The sequence below is a fragment of the uncultured Porphyromonas sp. genome, from assembly GCF_934359325.1.
In the GTDB taxonomy this organism is placed as follows: domain Bacteria; phylum Bacteroidota; class Bacteroidia; order Bacteroidales; family Porphyromonadaceae; genus Porphyromonas_A.
On the sequence record NZ_CAKRLH010000150.1, the window covers coordinates 1 to 4,111 of the forward strand.

A 4,111-nucleotide genomic window follows, 5' to 3' on the forward strand; every position below is an offset into this window, starting at 1 on the left:
CTGCAAGTGTAGCGCGCTTCCTTGTCGCACTGGCAGCAGCCGAGGGCCGTAGGGTTTGCTTTCGTCTTACTGATCATCAGCTTCTCCGTCGCCCGATCCGACCGCTCCTTGACTATCTGCTTCGCTTCGGCGTCTCCGTGGAGTGTATAAACGAGAAATGGATTGTTGATTCCAGTCATCTTATCGTTCCACGTGAAACGGAAGTGGACGCAAGAGCGTGGGAGTCAAGTCAGTTTATCTCTGCGATAATCTATTTTTCGATTGCTGGAAACTACCCTCTGGCTATCCGGAGACAGCAATCAGACCCAAGCTCTAGGTACATCGACCTGACTATCGAGTATCTACGTCAGATAGGTGTGGATCTCACTTGGGAAGCGGCTCGAATTAGGTTTGAACCTCATGAGCAGTCAGGTTTGGCTGAGTCTAAATCTTATGTTTTTCAACTCCCCGCCGACTACACTTCTGCTTCCTACTGGCTCGAGTTGCAAACGCTCCATCCCGAGATCCAAAACCTGACTTTAAATGGCCTAAATCCTGATTCTCCACATCCGGATGCTCGATTATTTCGCTTTTTTAGCTCTTTCTTGGTATTCGATGCGGTCATGCGAGTTTCGCATCGTCGTGAGTCATCTCCAGCCGAGCCGCTTTTCTTTGACTTGTCACAGAATCCGGATCTCTTCCCTGCTCTCTTTGCCACAATTATAGGACTAGGAGTTCCGACCACATTTACCGGTTTATCCTCGCTTGCCTACAAGGAGTCGGATCGCCTGGGTGCTTCGCTCTCTATATCGTATGATCTCGGCTGGTCATCTGATGCATTCATCAATGTCACGCCAAACGGCTTTACCTATACCGGGGTTCCACGTGAAACAGAGCCGGAGCATGTGACGCTCAACCATAGAGGTGACCACCGATTAGCGATGGCCTTCGGTGTGCTTGCCACCATTCTCGACGAGACATGTGTGGAGATTTTGGACGAAGTAATGGTTACGGCACGGAGTTATCCCCACTTTTTTAGCGACCTTTGCAGGCAAGCCAGATGAACTTATGATGAAGAATCGACGTCGATCTCCTTGGCTCCACCTCTCTCTCCTGATAGGCGGAATGATTGCCATGATATATGGGTGCGCCAATAGGGTAGCGCCTGACGGGGGACCATATGACGATCAGCCCCCCAAGCTTGTCCGAAGTCATCCGGCGGAGAAGGAACTCAACGTCTCATCGCGCAAGGTGACGCTGTGGTTTGACGAGTTTGTCACCGTCAAGGATCCGCTCAAGAAGATCATCGTCTCCCCGCCCCAGCTCCAGCAGCCGGAGATCATCTCCTACGGCAAGCGGGTAGTGGTTAGTCTAAAGGACACCCTGATCCCCAATACCACCTACACAATCGACTTCACCGATGCGATCGTAGATAATAACGAGGGCAACCCGATGGAGAACTTCTCCTTTGCTTTCAGCACCGGAGAGCGCATCGACACCATGGAGATCGCCGGGACAGTGATTAATGCCCGGACCCACGAGCCGATGCAGGGGCTCCTCGTCGGACTTCATCCGGACACTGCTGCGCGAAGTGCCTTCCACGACACCACGTTCCTCCGCACCAGTCGCACCTCGGATAAGGCGAAGTTTGTGATCCGCAACGTCCGTGAGGGACGCTACCACGTCTATGCCCTGAAGGAGAGCGACGGCAACTACCGCAACGATATGGTCGGTACGGAGGGCGTCGCCTGGCTCGATAGTGCCGTCCTCACCACCTGCAAGCCTGACATCCGCCCCGACACCCTCTGGGTCGATTCGCTCACCATTGACACCATCAAGCAGGTCCCCTTCACCCACTACTACCCCGACGACCTCGTCCTGCTCTACTACGAGCCGAGGGACCCCAAGCGATTTATCAAGAAGCGTGAGCGACCCGCCCCATACCAGCTCAGGCTCACTTTCAACGAGCTCCCCGACAGCGCCATCAAGCTCGCCCGTGTCGACTCGCTCGCTCTGCCCTCCGACACCTTACCGCCCCCTTACGTTCTGGATAAGACCAAGGAGGGCATCGTCGACTTCTTCTTCACCGACACCACCTGGAGCGCCCACAGCACTTTTGCGCTCACCTACCTCTCCGTAGACAGTCTCGGTCTCCCCGCCTACAAGAGCGACACCCTCCGCATTCCCTACAAGGCCCCCAAGCTGGATAAGAAGAAGGAGAAGAGAGCCGAGAGTGACTCCACCACTACTGCGCCGGCAGTTGAGAGTCCCCTCTCCATTAAGATCGAGCATAAGGGCAAGGGCGGCATCTCCGACTCGATCCTCTTCACCTCCACCCTCCCGATCGATACCTCGATGCTTCGCGCCTTTGCTCTCTACGACGCCAAGGACTCGATCCTCCAGCCGATGCGGATCGATACCATCGCCTTCTTTGACGGAAGTGTCACCTCCGGGCTGATCCGCGCCCGACTCAGCTATGGCGGGCAGTATGAGCTCCACGTCGACAGCGCCGAGATAGCCGACATCTATGGCCACCGGCTCGACAAGACAGTGGTCGATGCGTTTAAGGTTAAGGAGAAAAGCGAATTCTCCTCCCTCCGCGTCACCATCCACGACCTGCCCGACTCGATCATCGGCGAACTCCTGACGCCGGATGATAAACTTGTCTGGACCTCCTACAGCAAGGCAGGCGAACTCTTCTTCCCCGACCTCGACCCGGGCAAGTACGGCCTCCGGATCATCTACGACCGGAATGGCAACCACCGCTGGGATCCGGGCGACTACGATGCTGCCATACAGCCGGAGGCAGTCTACTACGCGCCCAAGGTCTTTGAGCTGATGAAGAACTGGGAGGTGAAGGAGAACTTCTACCCCCTTCTGACGCCCCTCCTGTCGCAGAAGCCCCGGACGATGATCCGGACAAAGTTCAATGAGGAGAAGCGCAAGGACCGCAACAAGGAGCGCGAGGAGGAGCTTCGTCGCCGCCGAGAGGGAGGCGGAGACCAGCCCGGTGGCAATCCCTTCGGCGGACAGATGCCCGGAGGCGCACTCGGTGGCATGAGACAGGGCGATCGTCGCTACTGATCCCTCCCACCGGATCTACCATTGTAATGCGACTCAAGGGTGCCATTCCCTTTAGGGCCCAGGTCTCTTTATGTCCACATGAGAGGGATAACCAAGCGCTTAGAGAGTCATAAGCACACACTTCAGGGAGTGATTTAACATTTCAAGGGTGTAATATTAACCCCTGTTATGTTAATGGAGTGGGGAAATTCGCTACCTTTGGTGCGATATGAAGAAGTCTACACTCTGGCTCATCGTGGTGGTGATGGTGGTCGCCTTTGTTGGCCTGCTCTTTATGCAGGTCAAGTACATTGATGCGACCTACCAGTCCAGGAGATACCAGTTTGACAACTCAGTCAGGCAGGCACTCTTCGAGACCAATCATGACTTGGAGCGAGACGAGATGATCGACATCATCCGTGTGGACCTCGGACTGCCGGGCTATGTGGTGCGTGACTTCCTGATCCGCCCGACGGAGGGGAGCAAGTCCCCCTTTGACCTCGGCACGACGGGACAGGGACTGCCGGACTACAAGCTGGAGCAGCTACCACAGCCACCCAAGAAGTCGTACGACTTTGTCTCTCCCGGGGATCGCTTCCGCGAGGCGGAGCGGATGCTGAGGAGCCACTTCTCGGAGCCGGACAGCGTGACACAGCGGATCCTACTGCAAGTGGCACTCGAGGGACTCCGCAAGGCACAGTATCGCCCGATCTACGACCGTATCGACGGGCAGCACCTGGAGGAGTACCTCCTGGCGTCGCTCGACAAGTATGGCATCACGATCCCCTTCCGCTACGAAGTGGTGGACAGCCGTGGTACGATCTCCTTCTCCAATGGCAGCCTCCCCGCCGATCAGCCCGATAAGATCTACACCCAGGCGCTTCTGACCAACGACCCGCCCTCTCGACTCCACTACCTGAGGGTCTACTTCCCCGGACAGGCACGCTTTATCTCCTCCACCATCGGCTTCTTGATCCCCTCGGTGATCTTTTCCCTCCTGGTGCTCTCCACATTCATCTACACGATCATCACGCTCTTCCGGCAGAAGAAGATCGATGAGATGCGTATC

The 4,111-nt window shown here is 56.1% G+C and carries 2 protein-coding genes and 1 pseudogene; all 3 read left to right on the forward strand.

All coding sequences use genetic code 11. The annotated features are described in order from the left end of the window. On the forward strand, positions 1-1,043 hold a 1,043-nt coding region (locus tag Q0F21_RS05960; RefSeq protein WP_297238275.1), incomplete at its 5' end, for a hypothetical protein. A gap of 4 nt (positions 1,044-1,047) precedes the next feature. Next, positions 1,048-3,063 (forward strand): Ig-like domain-containing protein, encoded by a 2,016-nt coding sequence (locus Q0F21_RS05965; RefSeq protein ID WP_297238277.1) that lies wholly within the window; start codon positions 1,048-1,050, stop codon positions 3,061-3,063. A 208-nt stretch (positions 3,064-3,271) separates the two neighbouring features. After that, positions 3,272-4,111, forward strand: a pseudogene (locus tag Q0F21_RS05970) (sensor histidine kinase); the annotation flags it as partial.